This is a genomic window from Planctomycetota bacterium (assembly GCA_039819165.1).
GTDB lineage: Bacteria > Planctomycetota > Phycisphaerae > Phycisphaerales > UBA1924 > JAHCJI01.
The window spans coordinates 1-621 of record JBCBSM010000008.1 but is presented as its reverse complement, the minus strand read 5'-3'; the positions used below and the strand labels follow the sequence as shown (position 1 = coordinate 621).

The 621-nt window shown below is 70.0% G+C and carries 1 protein-coding gene and 1 pseudogene; one reads left to right on the top strand and one right to left on the bottom strand.

The genetic code is table 11. The features are described 5' to 3' along the window. Window positions 1–302: hypothetical protein (locus tag AAFX79_13755; protein MEO1009621.1), on the bottom strand; the 302-nt coding region annotated here is incomplete at its 3' end. On the opposite strand from AAFX79_13755, the pseudogene AAFX79_13750 reads away from it, so the two are divergent. Next, window positions 189–621, top strand: a pseudogene (locus AAFX79_13750) (hypothetical protein). The gene AAFX79_13755 and the pseudogene AAFX79_13750 sit on opposite strands and share 114 nt — an antisense overlap.

Genomic DNA, 621 nt, shown 5'->3' with positions numbered 1-621 from the left:
ACGGGGACGGCGATGTCCGGGTTCGCTTCCTGGAACGCGATCGCGTCCGCGCGCTGGCGCGAGCGCGACGTGCGCGCGGCGTCGAAGTACTCGAACGTGCCGACTAGAAAACCGCTCTCGCCGAGGCCGACGCCGCCTTGCAGGCCGGCGCGGTAATTCTCTCCGTCGCCGGCGTAATACTGCCCGAACTGGCCGAAGCCGCGCAGGCCGCCCAGGCCGCGGCGCGCAAGCGCGTCAAGCAGGACGTGCCCGCCAACGCCGGCCGCCTGTTCATGTTCGACGAGCCCACCACGGGCCTGCACTTTGACGACATCGCCAAGCTGATGCGGGCGTTCGGCAAGCTGCTCGACGCCGGGCATTCGCTGATCGTGATCGAACACAACCTCGACGTGGTGCGTGCGGCGGATTGGATCATCGACCTCGGCCCCGAGGGCGGCGACGCCGGCGGCCTGCTGGTCTGCGCCGGCACGCCTGCGCAGGTCAAAGACTGCGCTGCATCGCACACGGGCGCCGCGCTCAAGCAATACGAAGCCAGCGTTGGTCAGCCGGAAGCCATCGAAGGCGTGCCGCTGCAGACGGCACTGGCCGAGCGCCGCGCCAAGCGCGCTGCGCTGGCGGAAG